Raw genomic sequence first — 25,554 nt, 5'->3', positions numbered from 1 at the left:
CCCCCTCAAGGGGGGAGATCAGCAGCTTTTATGTCCCGCCCCTTCTACGATGCAGAAGAATGGCGAAGTCGAACGCGACAGCCAATCTCCCCCCTTGAGGGGGAGATGCCTGGCAAGGCAGAGGGGGTGTTGGCCCGCGGACGAACAACGATTGGAGAACCTTCTGATGCCGACGCCCCTCGTTGTTTCCGGCGTCGCCAAAAGCTTCACCATGCATCTGCGCGACGGCATCAGATTGCCGGTTGTCGCCGGCGTCTCATTCTCGATCCGGGCCGGTGAATGCGCCGTGCTCGGCGGGCCTTCCGGCGCCGGCAAAAGCTCGATCCTGAAAATGCTCTATGGCAATTATGCCGTCGATGAAGGCCAGATCATCGTTCAGCATGAGGGCGGCCTGATCGATCTCGCCATCGCCAGCCCGCGCACGGTGCTTTCCGTGCGCCGCCAGACGATCGGCTATGTCAGCCAGTTCCTGCGCACCGTGCCGCGCGTCTCCGCGCTCGACGTGGTCGCCGAGCCGCTGGTCGAACGCGGCGAGGACCGCGAGAGCGCGCGGAAAAAAGCACGCACCTTGCTGGGGCAGCTCAATTTGCCGGAAAAGCTCTGGGCGCTGCCGCCGGCGACTTTCTCGGGCGGTGAGCAGCAGCGCGTCAATATCGCGCGCGGCTTCATCACCGAGCATCCGGTCTTGCTGCTCGACGAGCCGACAGCTTCGCTCGATTCGAAAAACCGCGACGTTGTGGTTGCGTTGATCGCCGCCAAGAAGGCCGGCGGTGTCGCCTTGCTCGGCATCTTCCATGACCCGGATGTGCGTGACGCCGTCGCCGATCGCATCATCGACGTGACCTCTTTCGCCGCCGGAAAAATCGCTGCATGAGCAGGAAACTATCGGAAGCGCCGTTGGTCCACGCCACGGCGCAGGTCGAGAACTCGACATTGGGGCGCTGGACAGAGATCGCCGACCGCAGCCGCGTGTCCGAAAGCATCCTCGGCGACTATTCCTACATCATGCAGGACTGCGTCGTCTGGTGCGCGACCATCGGCAAGTTCTCCAACATAGCCGCCGCCGTGCGCATCAACGCCACAAACCACCCGACCTGGCGGCCGACGCTGCATCACTTCACCTATCGCGCCTCCGACTATTGGGACGACGCCGAGCACGAAACAGAATTCTTCGCCCAGCGCCGCGCCAAACGCGTCTCCATCGGCCACGACACCTGGCTCGGCCACGGCTCGACCATCCTGCCCGGCGTCACCGTCGGCGATGGTGCTGCCGTAGGCGCCGGCGCTGTGGTGTCGAAGGATGTCGCGCCCTACACCATCGTTGGCGGGGTGCCAGCCAAGCCGATCCGCGAGCGTTTCGATCGCCGCACGGCCGAACGCTACCAGGCGCTCGCCTGGTGGGACTGGGACCACGCCAGGCTGCGCGCCGCGCTCGACGATTTTCGCGTACTCGAGGCAGACGCGTTCCTCGAGAAATACGGCGCCTGATCGGGTGCGATCACCCCCACTTGCCGCACGGCTGTGGAGCGTAACAAAACTGACATCGTGATGACATGGCAGGTTCATGTCGCTGCGCTAGGCGAGAACCAGACGATCAATTCAGGTCTGGAACTCTTCGATGTTATCGACCCCTGCCACGCTCGAAATCCGCGGCGTCTCGCGCCGATTTGGCAAGAACACCGCTGTCAGCGCCATCGACCTGTCGATCCCACAGGGCCAGATGGTCGGCATCATCGGTCGTTCCGGCGCCGGCAAATCCACCCTCCTTCGCATGATCAACCGTCTCATCGACCCCAGCCAGGGATCGATTTTTTTTGACGGTGCCGAGGTCTCGCGGCTGCGTGGCTCGCCGCTGCGACGCTGGCAGCGCGACTGCGCCATGATCTTCCAGCAGTTCAACCTGGTGCCGCGCCTCGATGTGCTAACCAATGTGCTGCTCGGCCGTCTCAATCATCGCTCGACCTTTTCCAACCTGCTCGGCATGTTTACCCGCGCCGAATGCGCTGAGGCGATTGCAGCACTCGAGCGCCTCGACATCGCCCGCACCGCACTGCAGCCAGCCGGCACGCTGTCTGGCGGCCAGCAGCAGCGCGTCGCCATTGCCCGCGCCATGATGCAGCAGCCCAAGGTGCTGCTCGCCGATGAGCCGATCGCTTCGCTCGACCCGCTCAACGCCAAGGTGGTGATGGACTCGCTGCAGGACATCAACCTGCGCGAAGGCATCACCGTCGTCACCAATCTGCACACGCTGGACACCGCCCGCACCTATTGCAACCGCATCATCGGCATGGCTGCCGGCAAGATCGTCTTCGACGGTCCGCCGGAAGCGCTCAACCGCGAGGCCGTGCGCCTGGTCTATGGCGCCGACGGCAACGGCGTCGATATCTCCGAGGCCATCACCTCGACCAGCATCGCCTACAAGCAAAAGATCGCCGCATCCGCCAGCCCGCTCGAGCCCGCATTCCCCGGGTACTGATCCATGATCCCGAAAAGTGGATACCGGTTTTCGGAAAAGATCATGGACCAAAACTGAGCCGCACTGGATCGACCGCCCGCGTCAAGGGCACTTGCAAAAATCAAGAACGCTGCCGGCGCGGGGCCGGAACTTACAGGAGAGACATCAAATGTTCAGGAAGATGGTATTCGGCGCCGTTTCGGCTCTCGCCATGGCAACCAGCGCCGCGCATGCGGCCGACCTCAAGGAATTCCGCGTCGGCATCCTCGGCGGAGAGAACGAAACCGACCGCCTGCGCAATTATCAGTGCCTGGCCGATCACCTGAAGACCGAATTCGGCTTCGAAAAGGTCTCGCTGTTCCCCGCCGCCGACTATGACGGCGTCATCCAGGGCCTGCTCGGCGGCACGCTCGACTTCGCCGAACTCGGCGCTTCCGGCTACGCCAGCGTCTACATCAAGGACCCGAAGGCGGTCACCCCGATCCTCACCACCCAGCAGACCGACGGCGCCACCGGCTATTATTCCATCGGCCTGGCGCTGAAGTCTTCGGGCATTACCGACATCAAGTCGGCCAAGGGCAAGAAGCTCGGCTACGCCGATCCGGACTCGACCTCGGGCTACCTGATCCCGCTGACCCAGATCCCGAAGGACACCGGCGCCTCGAACGACGCCTACTTCGCCTCGACCCAGTTCAATGGCGGCCATGAAAACAACATCCTCGCCGTTCGCGACGGCAAGGTCGACGTTGCGGTTGACGATTCCTCCGGCATCGGCGACTTCAAGAACGGCTACACCTCCGGCACCTTCCACAAGGTCACCGCCAAGGGCGCCGTCGACCCCAACGACTTCGTCGAAGTCTGGCGCTCGGGCCTGATCCCGAACGGCCCACTGGTCGTGCGCACCGCGCTCGGCGACGACATGACCGCCAAGCTTGCCGCCTTCTTCACCGACCTGCCGAAGAAGGACAAGGCCTGTTTCGAAGGCGTCGAAGGCGGCGACTTCACCGGTTACGTCCCGGTCAAGCCTGACTTCTACAACGTCATCGTCGAAGCCCGTAAGGCAGCCATCGGCGGCTGACGGCAAAATCAGAAAGGGCGACGTGAAAAACGCCGCCCTTTTTGCATGTCCCGATCATGACCATCTCAGCAACAGCCCGCTCCAACGCGACCCTGCAGGTAGCCAACGCCTGGCAGCGCCAGATATCGTTGCGGCGGCTTTATACCATCCTCGGCATCGGCCTGCTGCTGGCGGCGACGCTGTCGAGCATGTGGTTCGCCGACGAGGCCAATGCCGGTCACTTCTGGGACCGGCTGCCGCATATATTCGACTTCCTCAGCTGGCTGATCCCGAAGGACTGGAACGACGTCTGGCGGGCGCTGTTCGACATCGCCTCGCCGCATGACACCGGCACCCAGGAGTTCAACTTCCCGCTCGGCCGCGTCTATGTCTGGGGCGGCTTCTACATCCCCGAATATTTCGAGCTGATGCTGACCACACTCAACGTGGCGCTGGTCTCGACTTTCATCGGTTTCATCTTCGCCGTGCCGTTTTCGTTCATCGCCGCGCGCAACCTGACGCCGCATCCGGCGCTGCGGCTCGTCGTCAAGCGCTTCATGGAATTGCTGCGCGCCTTTCCCGAAATCGTCATTGCCGGCCTGTTCGCCGCCATTGTCTCGACCGGGCCGATCGCAGCCATCATCGCCATTGGCCTGCATTCGATCGGCGCGCTGGGCAAGCTGTTCTATGAAATCAACGAGAACATCGACATGCGCGCCGAAGAGGGCCTGAGAGCGGTCGGCGGCAACTGGTTCGAGCGCGTGCGCTTCGCCGACCTGCCGCAGGTGCTGCCCAATTTCATGTCCTACACATTGCTGCGCGTCGAGATCAACGTGCGGGCCTCGACCATTATCGGCGCCGTCGGCGGCGGCGGTATCGGCGAGGAACTGAAGCTCTCGATATCGCGCGGTTTCGGCGCCAAGACGGTGGCGTTGGTGCTGCTGTTGTTCACGACGATCTTCATCGTCGACCAGTTCTCCGCCTGGCTGCGCCGCAAGCTGGTCGGCGAGCAAGCTTTTCTGATGAGCGCTTAAATGACCGCTTTGACCACTGATCAGGTCCAGTCGATCGAGGAACGCTATCCGCAAATCTTTCGGCGGCCGGCCTACAAGCGCTTCGCGCCGCTGTTCCTGTTCGGCGGCATCCTGCTCTACCTCGTTTACGCCTTGTGGTTTTTCGACCTGCCGCAGGTGATGCGCGACTCGCATTGGGAGCGCCTGCCGCTCTTCCTGACGCAATGGATCAGCTACGATCTGCAGCCTGAATTCCGCCTCGACCAGCCTGAAATCACGCCGAAATACCCGCGGTTTTCAGCACTCGGCGAGAACCCAGATCCCGACTGGGTTGTCAAGAACGCGGATGGCACCTTCACCGTCCTGATCGATGGCGCGGCCAGGTCCGTCACCTTCGACAAGACCAAAGCGACGATCGTCGCCAATGGCGAGATGGTGCCGGTGGCGCTGACCAGCGGTAAGCCGGTAATTACAGGTCCGGTGCCTGGCTGGATCACCGCGCATGACGACGAGATCGTCGCCAGGATGGGCTTTGTCGGCGAAGTGCGCGTCACCGTCGATCGCGTCAAGGTCCGCAAGCGCTTCCTCGGCTGGGCAAATTTCGTCTTCGACACGCGCTCGCCCTTCTTCGGCAAATCGGCCAGTGAAGTGATCTCGCTGATCTGGTCCGGACCGGAACTTAAGCCTGGCACCTCGAACCTCGCGCTCGCCGGCGACAACATCTGGAACAATGCGCAGTGGCAGCATGGCGACGTCTGGACGAAACTGCTGCAGACCATCGTCATGGCCTTTCTCGGCACGTTGCTCGGCGGCCTCGTCGCCTTCCCGCTCGCCTTCTTCGCCGCCCGCAACATCACGCCGAGCGGATTGTTCGGCCAGGTGCTCAAGCGCTTCTTCGATTTCATGCGATCGGTCGACATGCTGATCTGGGCGCTGTTCTTCACCCGCGCCTTCGGCCCGGGACCGCTCGCCGGCAGCGCCGCGATCTTCTTCACCGAAATAGGCACGCTCGGCAAAATCTATTCGGAAAGCCTGGAAAACATCGACGACAAACCGCGCGAGGGCATCAAGTCGACCGGCGCCAACGGCCTGCTGGTGCAGCGCTATGGGGTCATGCCGGAAGTGATCCCGGTCTTCATCAGCCAGACGCTCTACCAGTGGGAATCCAACACAAGAGGCGCCACCATCATCGGCGCCGTCGGCGCTGGCGGCATCGGCCTGAAACTCTGGGAAGCCATGCGCACCAATTCCAACTGGGCCAACGTCTTCTACATGGTGCTGCTGATCCTGCTCGTCGTGTTTGTGTTCGACAACATCTCGAATTTCCTGAGGCGCCGGCTCAGCCGGACCATCCATGATTACAACAGGATGCAGGCCGAGGAGGGGTGACGTGCGAGGGACAGCACCCCCCTCTGTCCTGCCGGACAGAGGGGGGTGTGAAGGAACGCAGCACTCCTTGGGCGGCGCGGCTAAGCCGCCCGCTTCCACCCATCCCTGATATGCCTGTATCCCTCGCGATAAACTGCCTCCGGCGTCTCGGAAAAATCCCGCCACACCTTGGTCGCCGCCGTCAGATCCTTCAGCGACCTGCCAAACGCCTCGATCGTCAGCCAGTCGTCATAGCCGCTCTTGCGGATGGCCGCGAAAGTCTCTTTCCACGGAATGTTCCCGCGTCCCGGCACGCCGCGATCGTTCTCCGAAATGTGGACGTGCACGACATTCCGCCGGTGCTTCATGTAGGCGCCGATCGGGTCGGCCTCCTCGATATTGGCGTGGAAGGTGTCGTACATCGCCTTGATGTGCGGCCGGTCGATGGCGTCGACGTGCTCGGACAGATCGGCCATCGTGTTCAGCAGATAGCACTCGAAACGGTTGAGCGCCTCCAACCCGATGGTAACGTTCCGCTTGCCGGCATGATCGCCAATGGCGCGCTGCGAGGCGATCGAGCGCTTCTTCTCGGCAGCGGTCGGCCCGCTGCCGGAGAAGGCGCCGAGCGTCGAATGCAGCGGCCCGCTCAGCGTACTCGCGCCGAGCGCCTGGGCGCAATCGATCGCCCATTTCATGTAGCCGATGCCGGCCTTGCGGGTCGCGGCATCCGGCGAAATCAGATTCATCGCCGGGTCGCCCATCGCCGTAACAGCCGTGCGCTCCAACCCGATGCGGTCGAGCAAATCGCCAAGCTTCTTGTAGTCCTCTGGCGTGCCTGAGAAGATCGGTATCTCGACGCCGTCGAAGCCGGTCGCCTTGATGTCGCGCAGCAACGGCTCGTGTTTCTTAGACACGGAAGTCGTCCACAAAAACATGCACATGCCGATTTTCATCGACAGCCCCTCCCCATTTGACGGCGCGCTGGTTTCTTTCGCACCTCGCACCATGCGCCCTCATTCGGCCGCTTAGCGGCCACCTTCTCCCCGAAGGGAGAAGAGACTTGGCGCCGGCGCTACCTAAAGTTTCGTCCACGCCCCGTTCTTCTTCGACGACTTCACGCAGGCCTCGATGAACGCCATACCTTCGACGCCGTCCTGGATGGTCGGGAACACCACGTCCTTGCCCGGCTTGCCGCCCTTCTTGCGTGCCGCGCGGATCGCGCGCGCCGCCTCCTGGTAGATGTTGGCGAAGCCTTCGAGATAGCCTTCCGGATGGCCAGACGGAACGCGGCTGACGCGTCCCGCAACCGGCAGCGCGCCGGCGCCGTTGCGGGTGAGCAGCTGCTTGGGCTGGCCAAACGGCGTGTACCAGAGATAGTTCGGATCGGCCTGCACCCATTCCAGGCCGCCTTTAGAGCCATAGATGCGCAGCTTCAGCCCGTTCTCGTGGCCGGGCGCCACCTGGCTTGCCCAGATCATGCCCTTGGCCGGATGCACCTTGCCGACCGGCTTGAAGCGCAGCATGACATTGACATTGTCGTCGAGCAGTCGCCCCGGCACGAAAGCGTCGAGATCGGCCGACAGGGAATCGAGCTCCAGACCCGAGACGAAGCGCGCCAGATTGTAGGCATGTGTGCCGATGTCGCCGAGCGCGCCGCCCGCGCCCGCCTGCTTGGGGTCGGAGCGCCACGCCGCCTGCTTCTGGCCGGTGGCGGCAAGATCCTCGGTCAGCCAGTCCTGCGGGTACTCGGACTGAAGGATGCGGATGTCGCCAAGCTGCCCCTTGGCCACCATCTCGCGCGCCTGCCGGATCATCGGATAGGCAGTGTAATTGTGGGTCAGCACGAACACCTTGCCGGTCTTTTCGACTATCGCCGCTAGCTTCCTGGCTTCAGCCAAGGTGGTCGCCAGCGGCTTGTCGCAGATGACGTGGATGCCGGCCTCGAGAAACGCTTTGGCCGCCGGCACGTGCACATTGTTAGGGGTGACGATCGCCACCGCCTCGATGCCGTCCGGGCGCTTGGCCTCGGCCTTGGCCATCTCGGCATAGGAGGCGTAGCTGCGCGCCGGGTCGAGACCGAGTTCGGCGGCGGAAGCCTTGGCGCGCTCGGGATTGGCCGACAGGGCGCCGGCCACCAGCACGAAGTCATTGTCCATGCGCGCCGCGATCCGGTGCACCGCGCCGATGAAGGCGCCTTGGCCGCCGCCGACCATACCATAACGGATCGGGCCGCCCCCCGCTTCCGACTTCGATGCGCCGACCATGTCTTTCTCCTGCTTGTGTCAAATACCCATCATGGCGCGCAGCATCTTCTTGTCGGTGGTGCCGCCGGCGAAATCATCAAAGGCCTTTTCCGTCACCCGGATAATGTGGTGCTGGATGAAGGGCGCGCCTTCGGCCGCGCCGTCCTCCGGATGCTTGAGGCAACACTCCCACTCCAGCACCGCCCAGGAATCGTAGCCATACTGGGTAAGCTTGGAGAAGATGCCGCCGAAATCGACCTGCCCGTCGCCAAGCGAGCGGAATCGCCCCGCGCGATTGGTCCAGCTCTGATAGCCGGAATAGACGCCTTGCCGCCCCGTCGGATTGAACTCGGCATCCTTGGCATGGAAGGCCTTGATCCGCTCGTGATAGATGTCGATGAATTCGAGATAGTCGAGCTGCTGCAAAAGGAAATGCGACGGGTCGTAGTTGATGTTGCAGCGCTTGTGGCCGCCAACCGCATCTAGGAACATCTCGAAGGTGGCGCCGTCGAAGATGTCCTCGCCAGGATGGATCTCGTAGCCGACATCGACGCCGTTTTCGTCATAGACGTCGAGGATCGGCTTCCAGCGTGTGCCGAGTTCGGCAAAGGCCTCCTCGATCAGCCCGGCCGGCCGCTGTGGCCAGGGATAGAGATACGGGAAGGCCAGAGCGCCGGAAAACGTCACCGAGGTTTTCAGGCCAAGATTCTTCGAGGCCTTGGCGCCGAACTCCATCTGTTCGACCGCCCATTTCTGCCTGGCCTTGGGGTTGTTGTGCACCGCAGGCGGTGCAAAGCCGTCGAACTGGGCATCATAGGCCGGGTGCACCGCCACCAGCTGCCCTTGAAGATGCGTCGACAGTTCGGTGATCTCGACGCCGGCATCCGCGCAGATGCCTTTCACCTCGTCGCAATAGGTCTTGGAAGATGCCGCCTTCTTGAGGTCGAACAGGCGTGCATCCCAGGTCGGGATCTGCACGCCCTTGTAACCGAGACCGGCCGCCCATTTGGTGATCGAGGCCAGCGAATTGAACGGCGCGGTATCCCCCGCGAACTGCGCCAGAAACAGCCCCGGACCCTTCATTGTCGACGGCATCGGCATCCTCCCAATTCATTTTTCCAAGGACCAAGCATAGCGCCTGATGAAAGCAGGGCCAGCCTCTTTGGTCTCTTGCGATGTGCATTCTCGTATCGGCATTCTGGTATTACCAAATACCGAAAATGGGTCAAGCCATTTGACTCACGCGCAAAGCTGCCAGGGCATTCCATTTTTGGCGATATATACCAGCATAATCAATACGGTACACAGATGTCGATATCGCATGGCGGCGGTTCTTGCCGCGCGACAAAAATTGCTGTAGACCTCCATTAGGGCCCAATTGGTCGAACCAGTTGCGCAAAAACGCTGGAGCGCCTTGGGGAGGAAACACGCGACGCGCCTTGTGGGGCGCATCGCAGGCGAACTGGCACAGACGAATTCTGGGAAGGATAGACCATGCATCTTTCGACGCACAACTGGATGCGCGCGGAACCGTTGGAGGTGACGCTGAAGCGCATCAAGAAATTCGGCTACGAGTCGATCGAGATTTCCGGCGAGCCCGAGCAATACAAGACCAAGGAGACCCGCGCGCTGCTGAAAGAATACGGCATCCGCTGCTGGGGGTCGGTGACGCTGATGCTGGGCGAACGCAACCTTGCCGCCAGGGACCAGGGCCAGCGCGAACGCTCGGTGCAGTACGTCAAGGACGTGCTGACCATGGTCAGCGAACTTGATGGCGAGATCATAACGCTGGTGCCCGCGACCGTCGGCAAAGTGGTACCGGACGGCACCGAGGAAGAGGAATGGAAGTGGGTGGTCGACGCCACCCGCGAATGCTTCACCCATGCCAAGAAGGTCGGCGTCAAGATCGCGGTCGAGCCGCTCAACCGCTTCGAGACCTATCTGTTCAACCGCGGCGCGCAGGCGTTGGCCCTGGCCGATGCGGTCAGCCCCGAATGCGGCGTCTGCCTCGACGCCTATCACATCCATATGGAAGAATTTAACGTCCATGACGCGATCCGTCAGGTCGGCAAACGGCTGTTCGACTTCCACGTCGCCGACAACAACCGCTTTGCCGCCGGCCTTGGCCAGATCGATTGGCCACGGATCGTGCAGACGCTGAAGGAAGTCGGCTATGACGGCGCGCTGACCAACGAATTCGTCGCGCCCGTCGACCGCACACCCGCCGCGCCCTATCCCGACATGGTCGACCGGAATCCGGTCGACATTTCTCCCGAACAGCTGAAGTTCATCCAGGATCACGGCTCCAGCGTGCTGACGGAGAAATTCTACACCGACCAGATGCGCATCACGGCCGAAACGCTGCTGCCGCTGATCAAGTAGCCGATCGGGATGCGCATCAAAACGGTCCAGGCGTGGTGGGTCCGCGTGCCGATTGAGGCCGCGAAGCAGCATCGCAGCGACTTTGGCCAGGTGACGACGTTCGACGCCGCCATCCTGCGCATTGAGACTGACGACGGGCTGATCGGCTGGGGCGAGGGCAAGAACGCCGCCGGCAGCGCCGGCAGCTATGGTGCGCTGGTCTACATGCTGAATCACGAGGTCGGGCCGCAGCTGATCGGCCGCGACCCCGCCGACATCGGCATGATCTGGGAGATGCTCTACAACGGCGTGCGCCATGACAGTGCCGCGCGCGCCGGCCATGCCATGCCGCAGCTGGCGCGGCGCGGCATGAGCATTGCGGCAATCAGCGCCGTCGATATCGCGCTCTGGGATATTCTGGGGAAGTCGTTGGGACAGCCGGTGTGGCGGCTCATCGGCGGCCGCAAGCTCGACCGCATGCCGGCCTACGCCTCCGGCGGCTGGGCTGCCGCCGAGGCTATCGGCGAGCAGCTCAAATCCTACATCGCCAAAGGCGGCTTCAGGGCGCTGAAGATGCGCGTCGGCGCCATGGACGGCGCCCCGCACATTTCCGCCGCCCGCGTCCGCGCCGCACGGCAGGCGCTCGGTCCTGACGTCGAGTTGATGGTCGACGCGCACGGCACCTATACGGTGGCCGAGGCCAAGCGCTTCATCAGCCTGGCCAGCGATCTCGACCTCGCCTGGTTCGAGGAGCCTGTTATCGCCGACGACAAGGCTGGTATGGCCGAGGTGCGCGCCTCGGGCTCGATCCCGATCGCCACCGGCGAAAGCGAAGCGACGCGCTACGCCTTCCGCGATCTCGCGGTGCTGAAATCCGCCGACATCTTCCAGCCGGATCCGGCCTTTTGCGGCGGTATCAGCGAGGCGATGAAGATCGGCACCATCGCCAGTGCCTTCAATCTGCGCTTTGCCCCGCATCTGTGGGCCGGCGCGCCATGCTTTTTCGCCGGCCTGCATGTTTGTGCGGCCTCGCCTGCCAGTTTTACCGTCGAATATTCGCTCGGCGCCAACCCCATGATCCACGATCTTATCGAAGAGACTGTCGAAGCAAGGGACGGTATGATAGCGATCCCTGAAAAGCCGGGTCTGGGATTCACCATTTCGGAGCGGTTCCTGGAGGCGCACGCGCAACGCGGTTGACGATGAAAGAAAAGAACCTTCTCGCCGAACTCGCCGCCTATCTCTTCGCCCATTCGGACAAGGAGAGCGGCCGCACGCCCTCGGAGCGCGAGCTGGCGGAGCATTTCGGTGTCAGCCGCGGCCAGATCCGCGAGGCGCTGGCCATTCTGGAGGCCATGCGCATCGTCGAGCGCCGCGCCAAATCCGGCATCTATGTCGACACCAGGCAGGCCAGTGTAGAAGCCTTGGCTCTTTTCGCCCGCGCGGGCCTGCCGCTCAATCCGGTGCAGATCTACGAGACCGTCGAACTGCGCAAGATCCACGAGATCAAGGCCGCCGAACTTGCCTGTTCGCGTGCCACCGAAGAGAATTTCGAACGCCTGCGGGAGATCCTGAAAGCCTCGGAGGAGTGCATCGCCGCCGGCGAAGGCCTCGCCAAGGAAGACCGCGAATTCCACCTCGAAATCGTGCGGGCGACCAAGAACGGCGTCTTCCACAATATCTGCAGCGTCTATTACCTGATGGGCGAGCAGCGGCTGCCGATCTACTTCAACGATCCCGAGCGCTCAGTGCGCTCGCATGCCGAGCATATCCAGATCTACGAGGCGCTGCTGCGTCGCGACGGCAATCTCGCCCAGGCGCTGATGAGCGCCCACCTGCAAGGCGCGGAAAGCTACTGGAAGGGGATCATCGAGGGCCGCGAGGCGCAAGCGCAAAGCCTGGCATTTGAGAAAGCCTAGAGCAATTCCAGGAAAAGTGTGAAACGGTTTTCCCGGGAAAGCGCGCAGCGCTTTCCCTTGGGAATTGCGACAAACACGAGAGCCCCATGCCCAGAATCCTGTCGACGCACACGCTGCATCCGCGTGCCTCCGCCATGCTGGCGGGCGCCGGTGAACTCGTCGTCGCCTCAGCGCTCGATGCGGCAACGCTGACCGCCGAGGCGAAGCATGCCGACGTCATTATCGTTCGCGCACCGCTGCCGCCGTCGCTGTTCAAAAACGCCACGAAACTCAGAGCAGCGGTCCGCCACGGCGCCGGGCTCGACATGGTGCCGATGGAGGCCGCGGCCGCGGCCGGCGTGCTGGTCGCCAACGTGCCGGCGGTCAATGCGCGTTCGGTCGCTGAATATGTGATGTTCGCGGCCCTTGCCCTGCTTCGGCGCTTCCGTTCGGTCGACCGCGACTTGCGCGCCAAGGGCTGGAATGCCGGCCGCGACCACGCCAGCCATGCCAGCGAGCTTGCCGGCAAGACCATCGGCATCATCGGCTTCGGCGCCATCGGTCAGGCAGTCGCCCATATCGCCGCGCACGGCTTTGGCCTCGACGTCGTGGCGACGACCCGCAGCATGCAGCCGGCACCCGACAGGATCGGCTTCCTGTCGATCGATGCGCTGGTCGAACAGAGCGACATCATCGTGCTCTGCTGCCCGCTGACGGAAGAGACGCGCGGCTTGATCAGCCGCGAACGCATTGCCCGCATGAAGCCCGATACGCTTTTGATCAACATTTCGCGCGGGCCGGTGATCGATGACGAGGCGCTGATCGAGGCCTTGCGCAAGGACCGCATCGGCGGCGCCGCGCTCGATGTCTTTGCCACGCAGCCGCTGCCGCCGGCTCATCCCTATTTCAGCTTCGACAATGTCATCGTCACCCCGCACATGGCCGGCATTACCGAGCAGTCGATGATGCGCATGGGGGTGGGTGCTGCCGGCGAGACCTTGCTTGTGCTGGCCAACCGGCTGCCTGTCAATCTGCGCAATCCCGACGTGGTCGAGCATTACCGCAGACGGTTTCCTGCCGACTGACGTTTCTGCAAGCCGCCTCAATTTTCGCGGATTTGGCGTCGACCTTCGCCGATATGGTCAAGAGCGTCGTGAGAGTTCTTCTTCTGATTGCCGGTACAAGCGTAGGGACAGCCAAGGCTCAGGCCGAAAGCAGCTACGTGCCTTGCGACAACGGCCTGCGCTGCGTGATGGCGCCCTGCCCTTCTACCAGCGCGCTCGACCTCGCCACCGGAAAGGTCGTCAAGGGTGTGTGGGTCGACATCGACGGCTTGCCGCAGCAGGACAAGGCGCTTGACCTTTCCGACAAGCTCTATGCCGGCAAGCTCGTTGTCACAGGAACAATCGAGAACCGGCCACACAGCTTCAACGGCAAGCAGCACGACGTGCCGACATTGTTTGCGACGGGCATCCTGCGCACCGCCAAGGACAGCGAACGCAAGCACTGCTCGTCGGGTTGACTATTACCGACCAAGCAGCCGCTCGATTTCAACCGCGATGCGCAGCAGATGGTGGTCATGGCCATTGCGCGCCACCAGCATCAGCCCGGCCGGCAGCGTCATGCCGGGCATCGGTAGCGAGATCGCGCAGAGGTCGAACTGGTTGGCGACCTGGGTGTTGCGCAGCAGCAGACCTTCAGTGCGTTCACGCAGAGCCGTATCCTCGGCCATCGAAACGATAGTCGGCGCTGTCACCGGCGTGGTCGGCAGAGCCAGCACATCGACCGAACCCAACCGCTCGTCCATGGCTATGCACAGTGCCGCGCGACGACGCATTGCCCTGATATAAACCGGCGTCGGTATGGCCGCCGCCCGCGACAGCGGCCCGCTGACATGGGGATCGACCGGCATCGATGCGCCCGTCGCCAGCCAGTCGGCATGGATTTCAGCACCTTCCATGGCCGCTATCGAGCCGCGTTTGGTGGCCAGGCGCAGATCGGCAATGAGGTCGTCGATCGAAATGTCCGTGAGCCACGCGCCTGCCTGCTCGATCCCGGCAAGGCTGCGATCGAACGCGGCGGCAATCTCCGTTTCCGTGTCTTCGAAAAGCAGGCCGCGCGGAATGCCGACACGAAGCCCGGCAAGCGCTAACGGCAGGTGCAGTTGCGGCATCTGCTCGCCCGTCATCGCGGCGTCAGCCAGGGCACACGCAGCAACACTCAGCGCCAGCGGCCCGATCGAATCCAGCGTCGCAGAAAGGGGATAGGCACCAGTCAGCGGCACGCGCCGCGCCGTCGGCTTGAAACCGACGACGCCGTTCAGCGATGCCGGGATGCGCACCGAACCGCCGGTGTCGGAGCCGATGGAAATGTCGCTCGTCCCCTCGCCAACGGACACGGCGGCGCCCGACGACGAACCGCCCGGAATGCGGCTGGTGTCGGCGGCATTGCCCGGTGTGCCGTAGTGCATGTTGTCGCCGATGGCGGTGAAGGCGAATTCGGTCATGTTGGTCTTGCCGATGATGACGGCGCCGGCCTGGCGCAGACGGTTGACGACCGCAGCGTCGTGCCGACGGGGCGCGGTGTCCCTCAGCATCAGCGACCCGGCCGTGGTCGGCTCGCCGGCGACATCGAACAGATCCTTGATCGACACGATGGTGCCGTCGAGCGGCCCGAGCGATACGCCGGCCTTCTTGCGCGCATCGGTGGCCTCGGCCGCTGCGCGCGCCGCCTCGGCATAGAGTTTGGTGAACACCTTCTCGCCTGCCGCGCAACTGGCAAGACGTGACAGGATGATCTCGAGACGATCGCGGATTGATTGCATGTCGATGTCGGATTCCGTCAAGGTGGAGCGTCTTTAAGGCATATGGGCCGCTAGGTCAGCGGAAGGAATAGCCCGGACAGCGTGCCTTTGCACCTGCCAGCGATAGGAAGGGACTGATGCTGTACAAAGGCAGCTGCCACTGCGGCAAGGTTGCGTTCGAATTCAAGGCGCAGCTGACCGGCGCCGTGCGGTGCAATTGTTCGATCTGCTCGCGCAAGGGCGCGCTGTTGGCCGCCATCCCGCATGACAGCCTGACGGTGCTGGCGTGGGGCGACGATCTCGGCACCTACACATTCGGCAATCATGCAATGGCGCATCGCTTCTGCCGCACCTGCGGCATCCATCCCTTTGCCGAGGATGTCAGTCAGGGCAGCGAACGCAGCGCCTACATCAACCTCAACTGCGTCGCCGATTTCGATCCCACCGGCCTGCCGGTCTTCGACTTCGACGGCCGCGCGGTCTGACCCTACGGTGGCCTCTCACCACAAAAGCAACGCCCCGAAAACCTTGATAGTTCTCGGGCCCGCTGCTTTAGCCAAGGATGGCTATCGGCTATTCGACGCGCTTAGGGCCGCGCGCGAACACAACGATCGCCGCCAGCAAGGTCGCAGCGCCACAATAGGCGAAGGCGCTGGCCACACCGGCATTGTCGACCACCAGGCCGCCGAAGACGGCGCGTTTCTGGTGCTCGCCGTTTCTTGCGTCTTTCCCGCTCGCGCCTTTGCCCTCGAGGACAGCCTTGCTGAAAGTTCCCGGCAACTGGCGCGCGCCGGTTCATGCGCACACCGCCGACTATCGCGCGTTGGTCATCAAGGGTCTGTGGGCGCATTGGCAAATGGACGGCGGCGAAGCGACGAAGGTCGAATTGCCGCGGGGATCCTACTGGACCCAGAAGGCCAACGAGATGCACGACGACGCCTGCCTCTCAGAGACGGAGTGCGTGATCCTGCTGATCAACGATACGCCTTACGAGACCTACTTCCAGAAATAGTCAGGCGGCGCCGTCGTTCGACCGCAACTAGCTGGCGTGCCGCAAGCTCACGCCGCTGCCCTTGTCGAACAGCACCACCTTGTCCTGATTCCAGGCAAAGCGCACCGGCTGCTCGATCTGGACATCGGTTCTGGCCGGCACCGTGGCGCGCAGCGTCGTGTCGCCGACCCGCAGAGTCAGGATCTTTTCCACGCCATGGTTCTCGACATCGTGGACGCGTGCCTCGACCGGCGCACCGCTTTCAAGATACACATCCTCAGGTCGAATACCGAAGACGAGCGGGCGACCGTCGGTCGCACCGCCCGCCTTGGCACCCCCAGAGAAAGGCAGTTCGAAATTCAGCGGCGCCATCACCGCGCGGCCGTTGACCAGCTTGCCATCGATCAGGTTCATCGGCGGCGAGCCGACGAAGCTGGCCACATAGGTATCGCGCGGATTGTTATAGATCTCGTGCGGCGTGCCGGTCTGGATGATGCGGCCATGGTTGAGCACGCCCACCTTGTCGCCCATCGACATCGCCTCGATCTGGTCGTGGGTGACGAACAGGAAGGTGGCGCCAAGCTGGATCTGCAGGTTCTTCAGTTCCGTGCGCAGCGCCTCGCGCAGTTTGGCGTCGAGCGCCGACAGCGGTTCGTCCATCAGGAACACGCGCGGCTTGCGCACGATGGCGCGCCCGATAGAGACGCGCTGCATCTCGCCGCCTGAAAGGCGGTCGGTCTTGCGGTCGAGCAGATGCTCGATCCGCAGTGTCTTGGCCGCTCGTGCAACACGGTCCTTGATCTCGGCATCCGGCAGCCGACGTATCTTCGGCTTCAGCGGGAATTCGAGATTTTCGCGGACTGTATAGCGCGGATAGAGCGAATATTGCTGAAGCACCAGCGCCACATCGCGCTCGGCCGCACCCCAGTCGGCGACGTCGACGCCGTCGATGAACACCTGACCCTCGGTCGGCTTTTCCAGACCCGCGATCATGCGCAGCGTCGTCGTCTTGCCGGCGCCGGTCTCGCCGAGCAGCACGAAGAACTCGCCATCGGCGATCTCGAGATCGAGCCCGGTCAGTGCGGTGTGGTTGCCGAAGCTCTTGGAAATATTCTTGAGCTGGATATGAGCCATCAGAGCCTCACCTCAAGCGACTTGCCGCTTGCCGTGTCGAAGAAATGTGCTTGCGTCGGATCGATCCTGGCGAAGACCTTTTCGCCCGGGCCGCCGACGAAGCCGCTCTTGGTGCGCGCGCGCAGCATCTTGGAGCCGACCTTGAGATCGACAATGTCGAACGAGCCGAGCGGCTCGACGATCTGTGTCTCGACCGGCAAGAAACCCTCCGCTGCTTCATGGCGCACCAGCACGCCTTCGGGCCGGATGCCGAGCGCCAGCTGGCCGCCGGCATGGCCGTTGAGCTTGGACAAAAGCGTGCGCGGAAATTCGAAGCCGGCGGCAGCGCCACCGACGGTGACCGAGGCCGCCGATGCGGTCTCGGCGATCGCCGCATCGGCGACGTTCATCACCGGGCTGCCGACGAACTGCGCCACGAACAGATTGGCCGGATGCGAATAGACCTCGTCGGGCGAACCGACCTGCTGCAGCACGCCCTCATGCATGATCACGATGCGGTCGGCGAGGCTCATCGCCTCGATCTGGTCGTGCGTGACATAGATGGTGGTCGAGCCCTGTTTGATGTGCAGCCGCTTGATCTCGGCCCGCATCTCTTCGCGCAGCTTGGCGTCGAGGGCGCCGATCGGCTCGTCCATCAGCATCGCCTTCGGCCGCCGCACCAGAGCCCGGCCGATGGCCACACGCTGCATGTCGCCGCCCGACAGCGCCGACGGCTTCTTGGCCAGCAGTTCCGTGATCTGCAGCGTCTTGGCGACCGAGCGCACCTCGCTATCGATCTCGGCCTTGCTCTTGCGCGTCGCGCGCAAGGGAAAAGCAATGTTCTCATAGACGCTCATATGCGGGTAGAGCGAGAACGACTGGAACACCATGGCGATGTCGCGGTCGGCGGCCTTGAGGTGTTGCACCGGCTTGCCGTCGATGAGGATGTCACCGCCGTCGATCGTCTCCAGCCCGGCAACCGCCCTCAATGTCGTCGTCTTGCCGCAACCCGACTGACCGAGCAGCACGATGAACTCGTTGTCGTCGATCTTGAGGTTGAGGTCCTTGATGACCTGGACCGCACCGAAGAATTTCTGGACGCCGCGAAGCTCAATCTGGGTCAATGCTCTGCTCCCGGATTGCGCACCTGGCCGGTACCGGCCTTCTCCGCCGGCGCGATCTTCGAGGTGATGTTGAAGCCGATCAGGCCGATCAGGATGATGGTCACGCCATAGCTGTGCAGCAGCAGGTTCCACGGCTGGCAAAGCGCGATGATGCCGAGGACCATCAGCACCTGAGACCCCGGTTCGAGATATTTCTGGTTGATGGCTCGAAAGCTCATTTGCGGATCGCTCCGAAGGACATGCCGCGCAGCAAATGGTTGCGGAGCAGGAAGGTGAAGATTGCGACCGGCAGCAGGAACAGGAAGGTTCCGGCGGCGATCACCGTCCAGTCGGGCAGGCCGGCGCCGACCTGGCTGGGGATGAAGGGCGGCGCCGTCTGGGCGCGGCGGTTGGTCATGATCAGCGCGAAAGCATACTCGTTCCACGCCGTGATGAAGCAGAAAACCGCGGTCGCGGCGATGCCGGTGGCGGCCTCCGGCAGCACGATCTTGAAGAAGGCTTCCATGCGGGTGTAGCCGTCGACCAGCGCTGCCTCTTCATACTCCTTCGGGATCTCGTCCATGAACCCCTTCATCAGCCACACCGAAAAGGACAGGTTGAAGGCGGTATAAAGGATGATCAGCCCAATATGGGAATCGTTGAGGCCGACGGCCCGGTACATCAGGAACATCGGGATCGCGACCACCACCGGCGGCAGCATGCGCGTCGACAGGATAAAGAAGAGCAGATCCGCCTCCCCCTTCACCTTGAAGCGCGAGAAGCCGTAGGCGGTGAAGGTACCCATGCCGACAGCCAGCACCGTCGAGGTGATGGCGATGATCAGCGAGTTCATGAAGCGGCTCGGATAGCCGGACCATTGCACCTGGCCCTTGCCGTCGCGCACGATCTTTTCACCGCCGTCGAACACGACACGTTCCCACCAGGGTGCCGCCGCATACTCTTCCGGCGACGGCGGGTTGCGCATCTGCGAGCGCTTGGTGAACAGCTTGACGAACGGCGATATCTCGGGCTGGAACACCACCGTCGGCGGGATGGTCGTGGCAAGATTGCGCGGCTTGAACGCCGTCGAGGCGATCCAGTAGATCGGCGCCAGGAAGATGATCGTCACCAAAAGGACGGCGACGATGGCGACGCGATTGAAGCCTATTTCGGAAGAAGTGCGGACGGCGGCCATCTCAGCGCTCCTTCACCTTGTTGAGGTACTTGACGTAGATGTTGGTGATGGCCAGCACCATGATCAGCACGATGTAGGCGAGCGCGCAGGAGCGCCCGGTCTGCCATTCCTGGAACGCCATCTTGTACAGCCGGATAGAGATCAGCTCGGCCGTCGGCTGGCTGGTCAGGATATAGGCGAGGTCGAAGGTCTTGAACGCTTCCATGGTGCGGAAGATGACCGCGATCATCAGGATCGGCGCGACCAGCGGCAGCGTGATGCGGAAGAAGGTGTAGAACGGTCCGGCGCGGTCGATCGCCGCTGCTTCGTAGAGATGCTTCGGCACCGCTGAAAGGCCGGCCAGCGACAACAGCATGACAAAGGGTGACCACATCCAGATGTCGGTCAGCGCAACCGCATAGAGCGCCATCTTGGGGTCGGCCAGCCACTCGAAATTGCCGAGGCCAAGCGCATAGTTGATGACCCCCCATGACGGATCATAGAGCAGTTTCCAGAACAGACCGACGACGGCCATCGACAGCATCATCGGCAGCAGCAGCAGCGTTGTGATGAGACCCTTGAGGGGAATATCCCTGTTGAGCAGCATGGCCACGCCGAAGCCGACGAGCAGCTGACCCGCGACCGAGATGATGACGTACTTGGCGGTGATGGCGAAGTTGGACCAGACATAGGGGTCGTTGAGCAGGTCGCGATAATTCTGCAGCCCGACGAAATTCGCCGGCGCGTTGGTCGACGCGCGGAAATCGGTGAAGGAATAGCCCAGCGAATAGATCAGCGGGAAAATGTTGAAGACGATCAGGAACAGGATCGTCGGGATTATGAAGAGGTTGCGGATCGACATGTCGCTCAAGCCGCGTGCAGCGGCCCGCGAGGAAGTGTCCAGCGTGGTGATCATCGTGGTCGCCAAGACCCTGCTCCCGTTTCGGAAAAAAGAACGGAGGAGGCACGGATGCCTCCTCCGCGAGAAAAGCTGCTTATTGGCCGCGGCCGTATTTCTTGAACGTCGCGTTCCAGTCGCCTGCGAGCGCGTCCAGCGTTTCCTTGGCGGTGCCTTCGCCGCCGATCATGTAGGGATAGACGCGCTGGTTGAGCTGCTGCAGCAGCTCGGCATATTCCGGCACCGCCCAGAAGTCCTTCACCTTGAACATGGTCTCGTAGAAGGCCTTGTTGTACGGCGTGGCGTTCTGGAACTCCTCCGACTTGAGCACGGCGGCACTGCAGGTGTAGCCGCCGAGCGCCGCCCACTTCTTCTGGGTCTCGTCCTTGATGAACCATTCAAGGAACTTCGTCGCCTCTTCCTGCTTCTTGGAGTAGGAAACGATGGAGATGCCCTGACCGCCGAGTGCGGCGAACTGATCGCCGTTCGGGCCTGGAGGATTGGCGAAGAAGCCGGTGTTCTTGGCGTTCGGGTTCGACGCCTCGTTGATCAGCGAGGGGAAGAACGCGAAGTAGTTCATGCTCATCGCGGCCAGGTTTTCGGTGATCGCCTGATTGTCCTCGACGAAGAACGACTTGGCCCAGCCCGGAGGCGTGAACGTGTAGAGTTCCTTGTAGGCGTCGAGTGCGGCGATTGCCTTGTCGGAGTTGATGAAACCGTCGACCTTGTAAGTCTTGTAGTCACCCAGTTCGCCGCCGAAGGAGAACAGCGCGTTTTCGAAGCCCATCGCCATCGCGTCATAGGAATTGTCGGTGTAGATGGCGATGCCGTATCGCTTCTGATCCGGCCGATAGAAGAACTCCGCGATGTCGCGCAGCGCCTTGAAATCCTTCGGCACGTCGAGATCGTAGCCGTATTTGGCCTTGAAGGCTTCCTTTTCCTTCGGGTCCTCGAACCAGTCCTTGCGATAGGACCAGCCGACAGCGTCGCCTTCGAGCGGGATCGCCCAGTACTTGCTGCTGCCGCCCGGATACTCGGCGTAATATTTCACCGTTGCCGGCGCCATCACTTCGCCAAGCTTGTGCTTGTTGAAGAAGTCGGTCAGGTCGACATAGTGGCCACCGGTCGAGCCGGCGCCGAGCCATTGCGAGTCGCCGACGACCATATCATAGGCGTCGCCATGGGCGTTGAACTCGGTGAAAGCCTTGGTCTGGAAGTCGGACCAGGGCGTGGTTTCCACCGTGATCTTGACGCCGGTTTCCTTCTCGTACTCGTTGCCGAGTTCCTGCAGATAATTGGCCGGATCCCATTCCGCCCAAAAGATGGTGAGCTCCTTGTCCTGCGCGTAGACGGACGTTCCGCAGGCAAGTACTAAGCCGATACCAGCAAGCAGGCTGGTCATTGTCTTGCGCATAATGATTTCCTCCCTTGTGCGCATTCTACCTTGTCATGCGAGCCGGCGGTGAAGCCGGCCCTGGTAGTTCCTCCCGAGATCGCACCTTTCCGGTTCCAAGCCTCCTCGCTTTGCCGGAAAATGGATCGCAGCTCTCACTTTTGATCCGCTTTTTCTGTCCTGATCTGGTATTACCAATTTTGGATAGCCGTCAAGCTCTTTCTTGGATCACCACCGGACCTTGTATAACCGGATTTTTCATGTATCCGACTGTTTTCCCTGAATTTTCCTACTCGTTGATATAGGAGAGCCTTGTTTCGGCACTGCCATCCCGGTTAACATCAATAGTGGGCATCCAAATCTGGTCGAACCAGATTGGCGCTATTTCGCCAATGCCGCTGTTGGGGCCGCATCGATTTCAGCCGTCGATTCCGCCACCGCGGCGCGCACAAGGGCGCCCGCCGCCCATTGCGCGACCGACCGCATGCCGCGGCTATCGAGCCCCCATATATCCTTCAGCACGATCAGCACTTCGACGCCGAACATCATCGACAGCGCCTGCGCCAGGCGCTTGAACTCGCGCGGCGGCAGCCGGCCCTTGAGCGGTGCGATGGCATCCTTCAGCAGCTGGACGCGATGTCCGCGCGTGAATTGCGGCTCGCCGCCCAGCGTGCCCGCCTGCCGCTGCGCCCATTGGTCGAGCGACAGTTTCAGCGCCGCCTTGAAAGTTGCCTCGAAAGCCTCGATGCGCGGCATGGCGGTGTCGAACAGTTCGGCGACGCGGCGCCCGGCATCTTTCGAATCCGATTGCCAGGTCAGGATCGGCCCAAGCCCCTCGTCGACCACCGCCTGCACCAGGGCTGCCTGGCTTGGGAAATAGCGATAGGCGGTGGCGCGCGACACTTGCGCCGCCTCCGCGACTTCGCTGACCGACGGGGTAACGCCCGCCTGCATCAGCCGCGTCGCCGTCTCCAGCATCAGCCGTTTTGTGCGGGCCCGCGGGCCGCGTTCGGCAGCCTCGTTGGCGTCGTCGTTCCCAGCGGCTTGTTGACGTGAGACTTCCATGTCAATACGATACGCGCGTCTCAAAAAATTGCAATGACCTTTGCCCACCGAAAGGCCGGCAAAGGGCGACAGGCGGCCCGGCGCCGGTCGGCCGGTGACGGGAGAAACGCGATGAAGCGCATCTACGTGGTGGGCACAGCCGACACCAAGGGCGAGGAACTTGCCTTCCTGGCCGATACTATTGCCGCCACCGGCAGTTCGGTTGCCCGTGTCGACATCGGAACGCGCGGCGCCACCGTGCCGGTCGATATCCCGGCCAGCGAGGTCGCGGCGCATCATCCGGATGGAGCCAGTGGTGTGCTCGGCATCGATGATCGCGGCACGGCAGTGGCCGGCATGGGCGCCGCCTTCACCGGTTTCATTCAGTCGCGCGACGACATATCAGGCGTGATCGGCATTGGGGGCGGCGGCGGCACGTCGATCATCACTGCTGGCATGCGCGCGCTGCCGCTTGGGCTGCCCAAGATCATGGTCTCGACGCTCGCCTCCGGCGACACCGCGCCCTATGTCGACGTCTCCGACATCATCATGATGCCATCGGTCACCGATATGGCGGGACTGAACCGGCTCTCCCGCACGGTGCTGCACAACGCGGCGCAAGCGATCGCCGGCATGGCCGCAAAGCCGGCGCCGACTGCCACCGGCAAGCCGGCACTCGGGCTCACCATGTTCGGCGTCACCACGCCTTGCGTGACCGCCATCGCGGATCAGTTGCGCGCCAATTATGACTGCATGGTTTTCCACGCCACCGGCACCGGCGGCCGCTCGATGGAGAAGCTCGCGGACTCGGGCCTGCTCGCCGGCGTCATCGACATCACCACGACGGAAGTCTGCGACCTGCTGCTCGGCGGCGTGCTGCCTGCGACGGAGGACCGCTTCGGCGCCATCGCCCGCACCAAGCTGCCCTATGTAGGCTCGGTCGGCGCGCTGGACATGGTCAATTTCTGGGCGCCGCCGACCATTCCCGAGAAGTTTAGGGGCCGGCTGTTCTACGAGCACAATCCCAACGTCACACTGATGCGCACCACGGTGGACGAATGCCGCGGTATAGGCGAGTGGATCGGCACCAGGCTCGCTCGCTGCGAGGGCCCTGTGCATTTCCTGATCCCCGAAAAAGGCGTCTCGGCACTCGACATCGAGGGCGGCGCCTTCTTCGACCCCGAAGCCGACGCCGTGCTGTTCGATGCCGTCGAGCGCACCATCAAGCCGAACGCCGCGCGCCGGGTCTCACGCCTGCCGTTGCACATCAACGATCCGGAATTTGCCAAAGCCGCAACCGCGGCCTTCCTCGACATCGCCAGATAGTGAGAGCCAACAAATGCCCGCAATACCGCGCAAGGACATATTGAAGAAGTTCAAGGCGATGATCGCCGACGGCGTGCCCATCGTTGGGGCGGCGCCGGCACCGGCCTGTCGGCCAAGGCCGAGGAAGCCGGCGGCATCGACCTCATCATCATCTACAATTCCGGCCGCTATCGCATGGCCGGGCGCGGCTCGGCTGCGGGCCTGCTCGCCTATGGCAACGCCAACGAGATCGTCAAGGAAATGGCCTATGAGGTGCTGCCGGTGGTCAAAAAGACGCCGGTGCTGGCCGGTGTCAACGGCACCGATCCCTTCGTCATCATGCCGCTGCTGCTTGCCGAGCTGAAGACGATGGGCTTTTCCGGCGTGCAGAATTTCCCGACCATCGGCCTGTTCGATGGCAGCATGCGCCAGAGTTTTGAGGAAACCGGCATGGGCTTCGGGCTGGAGGTCGACATGATCGCCGAGGCGCACAAGCTCGATCTTCTGACCACGCCCTATGTCTTCAACCCCGACGAGGCGCGCGCCATGACAAAAGCCGGCGCCGACATCGTCGTTGCCCATATGGGGGTGACGACCGGCGGCTCGATCGGAGCCACGTCGGCCAAGTCGCTCGACGACTGCGTGGTCGAGATCGACGTCATCGCCAACGCGGCGCGCTCGGTGCGCAAGGATGTCATCCTGCTTTGCCATGGCGGGCCGATCTCGATGCCGGACGACGCGAGATACATTCTCGACCGCTGCAAGGGCCTGCATGGCTTTTATGGCGCGAGTTCGATGGAACGGCTGCCGGCTGAAGCCGCGATCGCCAGGCAGACGGCGGATTTCAAGGCCGTCACGCTGCACAACCAGAAGAAAAAGAAGGGATGAGATCATGACCGACAAGAGCAAGGTATTCGTATACCCGAAGGACGTGAGCGCCTTCGGCTTTGACTGGGGCAAGCTGTCGCTGACGGTCGCGCCTGAAGTGAATGGCGCTGAGCGCTTTTCCGGCGGCGTCGTCGACCTGCCCTCAGGCAAGGGCCACACCCGCCACAACCACCCCGGCGCGGAAGAAATCATCTTCGTCATCTCAGGCAATGGCGAACAAATGGTCGAGGACGAGAACGGCAATCCGGTCGTCGCCAAGGTCGGCCCCGGCTGCACCATCTATGTGCCGGAAAGCCGTTTCCATTCGACACTGAACACGGGCGATGGGCCGATGCAGCTCTTCGTCGTCTATTCGCCGGTCGGACCGGAGCTGGTGCTGCGGGAGTTGCCGGATTTCAGGTTGATCCCGGCGGGGAAGTAATCGCGAAAGGCCCCCTTCATCCGGCC

At 62.7% G+C, this 25,554-nt stretch carries 26 protein-coding genes and 2 pseudogenes; 16 read left to right on the top strand and 12 right to left on the bottom strand.

Going from position 1 to position 25,554, the window contains the following annotated elements; translation table 11 throughout:
* Positions 1-166: 166 nt before the first annotated feature.
* From phnL to phnE (NKL04_RS29750), 6 genes are all read left to right on the top strand, one after another.
* Positions 167-874: a phosphonate C-P lyase system protein PhnL gene (phnL, locus tag NKL04_RS29775; RefSeq protein WP_023669827.1), complete on the top strand. Its 708-nt coding sequence runs from the start codon at positions 167-169 to the stop codon at positions 872-874.
* A complete protein-coding gene (locus NKL04_RS29770) occupies positions 871-1,488 on the top strand; it encodes a DapH/DapD/GlmU-related protein (protein WP_023669828.1) in 618 nt (205 codons plus the stop codon). The genes phnL and NKL04_RS29770 overlap by 4 nt, the downstream gene beginning before the upstream one ends.
* A 130-nt stretch (positions 1,489-1,618) precedes the next feature.
* Complete coding sequence (gene phnC / locus NKL04_RS29765) at positions 1,619-2,476, top strand: phosphonate ABC transporter ATP-binding protein (RefSeq protein WP_023669829.1); 858 nt, start codon at positions 1,619-1,621, stop codon at positions 2,474-2,476.
* 148 nt (positions 2,477-2,624) lie between these two features.
* Positions 2,625-3,533 carry a phosphonate ABC transporter substrate-binding protein gene (gene phnD, locus NKL04_RS29760; RefSeq protein WP_023669830.1) on the top strand — a complete coding sequence of 303 codons (909 nt, stop codon included), beginning with the start codon at positions 2,625-2,627 and terminating at the stop codon, positions 3,531-3,533.
* Between the two features lie 56 nt (positions 3,534-3,589).
* On the top strand, positions 3,590-4,546 hold the full coding sequence (gene phnE, locus NKL04_RS29755; RefSeq protein WP_023669831.1) for a phosphonate ABC transporter, permease protein PhnE: 957 nt from the start codon (positions 3,590-3,592) through the stop codon (positions 4,544-4,546).
* On the top strand, positions 4,547-5,914 hold the full coding sequence (gene phnE, locus NKL04_RS29750) for a phosphonate ABC transporter, permease protein PhnE (protein WP_023700153.1): 1,368 nt from the start codon (positions 4,547-4,549) through the stop codon (positions 5,912-5,914).
* Between the two features lie 80 nt (positions 5,915-5,994).
* Here the strand turns inward: phnE (NKL04_RS29750) and NKL04_RS29745 are convergent, their stop codons facing one another.
* From NKL04_RS29745 to NKL04_RS29735, 3 genes are all read right to left on the bottom strand, one after another.
* Entirely contained in the window at positions 5,995-6,846 is an 852-nt protein-coding gene (locus NKL04_RS29745; RefSeq protein ID WP_023700154.1) for a sugar phosphate isomerase/epimerase family protein, read from the bottom strand.
* 123 nt (positions 6,847-6,969) lie between these two features.
* Positions 6,970-8,157, bottom strand: coding sequence for a Gfo/Idh/MocA family protein (locus NKL04_RS29740; protein ID WP_023700155.1), 1,188 nt, complete (start codon positions 8,155-8,157; stop codon positions 6,970-6,972).
* Positions 8,158-8,175: 18 nt separating this feature from the next.
* Entirely contained in the window at positions 8,176-9,231 is a 1,056-nt protein-coding gene (locus NKL04_RS29735) for a sugar phosphate isomerase/epimerase family protein (RefSeq protein ID WP_023704241.1), read from the bottom strand.
* 399 nt (positions 9,232-9,630) lie between these two features.
* On the opposite strand from NKL04_RS29735, the gene NKL04_RS29730 reads away from it, so the two are divergent.
* The 5 genes from NKL04_RS29730 (at position 9,631) to NKL04_RS29710 (ending at position 13,917) form a co-directional block, all read left to right on the top strand.
* Entirely contained in the window at positions 9,631-10,518 is an 888-nt protein-coding gene (locus NKL04_RS29730) for a sugar phosphate isomerase/epimerase family protein (RefSeq protein WP_023669836.1), read from the top strand.
* Between the two features lie 9 nt (positions 10,519-10,527).
* Entirely contained in the window at positions 10,528-11,697 is a 1,170-nt protein-coding gene (locus tag NKL04_RS29725) for a mandelate racemase/muconate lactonizing enzyme family protein (RefSeq protein ID WP_023700157.1), read from the top strand.
* 2 nt (positions 11,698-11,699) lie between these two features.
* The gene (locus tag NKL04_RS29720) at positions 11,700-12,416 is read left to right on the top strand and encodes a FadR/GntR family transcriptional regulator (protein WP_031209153.1); all 717 of its coding nucleotides are present in this window, start codon (positions 11,700-11,702) and stop codon (positions 12,414-12,416) included.
* A gap of 86 nt (positions 12,417-12,502) precedes the next feature.
* A complete protein-coding gene (locus NKL04_RS29715; RefSeq protein WP_023700159.1) occupies positions 12,503-13,480 on the top strand; it encodes an NAD(P)-dependent oxidoreductase in 978 nt (325 codons plus the stop codon).
* Between the two features lie 68 nt (positions 13,481-13,548).
* The gene (locus NKL04_RS29710; protein WP_245261902.1) at positions 13,549-13,917 is read left to right on the top strand and encodes a hypothetical protein; all 369 of its coding nucleotides are present in this window, start codon (positions 13,549-13,551) and stop codon (positions 13,915-13,917) included.
* 3 nt (positions 13,918-13,920) lie between these two features.
* On the opposite strand, the gene NKL04_RS29705 is transcribed toward NKL04_RS29710, so the two are convergent.
* Positions 13,921-15,219: an amidase gene (locus tag NKL04_RS29705; RefSeq protein WP_031209155.1), complete on the bottom strand. Its 1,299-nt coding sequence runs from the start codon at positions 15,217-15,219 to the stop codon at positions 13,921-13,923.
* 116 nt (positions 15,220-15,335) lie between these two features.
* On the opposite strand from NKL04_RS29705, the gene NKL04_RS29700 reads away from it, so the two are divergent.
* Positions 15,336-15,683 carry a GFA family protein gene (locus NKL04_RS29700; RefSeq protein WP_023669842.1) on the top strand — a complete coding sequence of 116 codons (348 nt, stop codon included), beginning with the start codon at positions 15,336-15,338 and terminating at the stop codon, positions 15,681-15,683.
* Between the two features lie 88 nt (positions 15,684-15,771).
* On the opposite strand, the gene NKL04_RS29695 is transcribed toward NKL04_RS29700, so the two are convergent.
* Positions 15,772-15,978 (bottom strand): hypothetical protein, encoded by a 207-nt coding sequence (locus tag NKL04_RS29695; protein ID WP_352514978.1) that lies wholly within the window; start codon positions 15,976-15,978, stop codon positions 15,772-15,774.
* Here NKL04_RS29695 and NKL04_RS29690 point away from each other — a divergent pair.
* Positions 15,911-16,210, top strand: a pseudogene (locus NKL04_RS29690) (DUF4437 domain-containing protein); the annotation flags it as partial. The gene NKL04_RS29695 and the pseudogene NKL04_RS29690 sit on opposite strands and share 68 nt — an antisense overlap.
* 27 nt (positions 16,211-16,237) lie before the next feature.
* Here the strand turns inward: NKL04_RS29690 and NKL04_RS29685 are convergent.
* The 7 genes from NKL04_RS29685 to NKL04_RS29655 all read right to left on the bottom strand — a co-directional run bounded on the left by NKL04_RS29685 (position 16,238) and on the right by NKL04_RS29655 (position 22,935).
* Positions 16,238-17,323 (bottom strand): ABC transporter ATP-binding protein, encoded by a 1,086-nt coding sequence (locus tag NKL04_RS29685; protein WP_023669844.1) that lies wholly within the window; start codon positions 17,321-17,323, stop codon positions 16,238-16,240.
* Entirely contained in the window at positions 17,323-18,426 is a 1,104-nt protein-coding gene (locus NKL04_RS29680; RefSeq protein WP_023683000.1) for an ABC transporter ATP-binding protein, read from the bottom strand. Before NKL04_RS29680 ends, NKL04_RS29685 begins: the two co-directional genes overlap by 1 nt.
* Positions 18,423-18,644, bottom strand: coding sequence for a hypothetical protein (locus tag NKL04_RS29675; RefSeq protein WP_023669846.1), 222 nt, complete (start codon positions 18,642-18,644; stop codon positions 18,423-18,425). The genes NKL04_RS29680 and NKL04_RS29675 overlap by 4 nt, the downstream gene beginning before the upstream one ends.
* Positions 18,641-19,600: a carbohydrate ABC transporter permease gene (locus NKL04_RS29670; protein WP_023682998.1), complete on the bottom strand. Its 960-nt coding sequence runs from the start codon at positions 19,598-19,600 to the stop codon at positions 18,641-18,643. Before NKL04_RS29670 ends, NKL04_RS29675 begins: the two co-directional genes overlap by 4 nt.
* Position 19,601: 1 nt before the next feature.
* Positions 19,602-20,507, bottom strand: coding sequence for a carbohydrate ABC transporter permease (locus tag NKL04_RS29665; RefSeq protein ID WP_023682997.1), 906 nt, complete (start codon positions 20,505-20,507; stop codon positions 19,602-19,604).
* A gap of 67 nt (positions 20,508-20,574) precedes the next feature.
* On the bottom strand, positions 20,575-21,891 hold the full coding sequence (locus NKL04_RS29660; protein ID WP_023669849.1) for an ABC transporter substrate-binding protein: 1,317 nt from the start codon (positions 21,889-21,891) through the stop codon (positions 20,575-20,577).
* Positions 21,892-22,251: 360 nt separating this feature from the next.
* Complete coding sequence (locus tag NKL04_RS29655; RefSeq protein WP_023700163.1) at positions 22,252-22,935, bottom strand: TetR/AcrR family transcriptional regulator; 684 nt, start codon at positions 22,933-22,935, stop codon at positions 22,252-22,254.
* Positions 22,936-23,046: 111 nt separating this feature from the next.
* Between NKL04_RS29655 and NKL04_RS29650 the strand changes: the two genes are divergently transcribed.
* From NKL04_RS29650 to NKL04_RS29640, 3 genes and pseudogenes are all read left to right on the top strand, one after another.
* Positions 23,047-24,240 (top strand): Tm-1-like ATP-binding domain-containing protein, encoded by a 1,194-nt coding sequence (locus NKL04_RS29650; protein ID WP_031209160.1) that lies wholly within the window; start codon positions 23,047-23,049, stop codon positions 24,238-24,240.
* Between the two features lie 13 nt (positions 24,241-24,253).
* Positions 24,254-25,107, top strand: a pseudogene (locus NKL04_RS29645) (phosphoenolpyruvate hydrolase family protein).
* A 4-nt stretch (positions 25,108-25,111) separates the two neighbouring features.
* The gene (locus NKL04_RS29640) at positions 25,112-25,528 is read left to right on the top strand and encodes a cupin domain-containing protein (RefSeq protein ID WP_023700166.1); all 417 of its coding nucleotides are present in this window, start codon (positions 25,112-25,114) and stop codon (positions 25,526-25,528) included.
* Positions 25,529-25,554: the final 26 nt, after the last annotated feature.

Source organism: Mesorhizobium sp. C264A (assembly GCF_040324515.1).
GTDB lineage: Bacteria > Pseudomonadota > Alphaproteobacteria > Rhizobiales > Rhizobiaceae > Mesorhizobium.
This window is presented reverse-complemented; position numbering and strand designations above follow the sequence as displayed.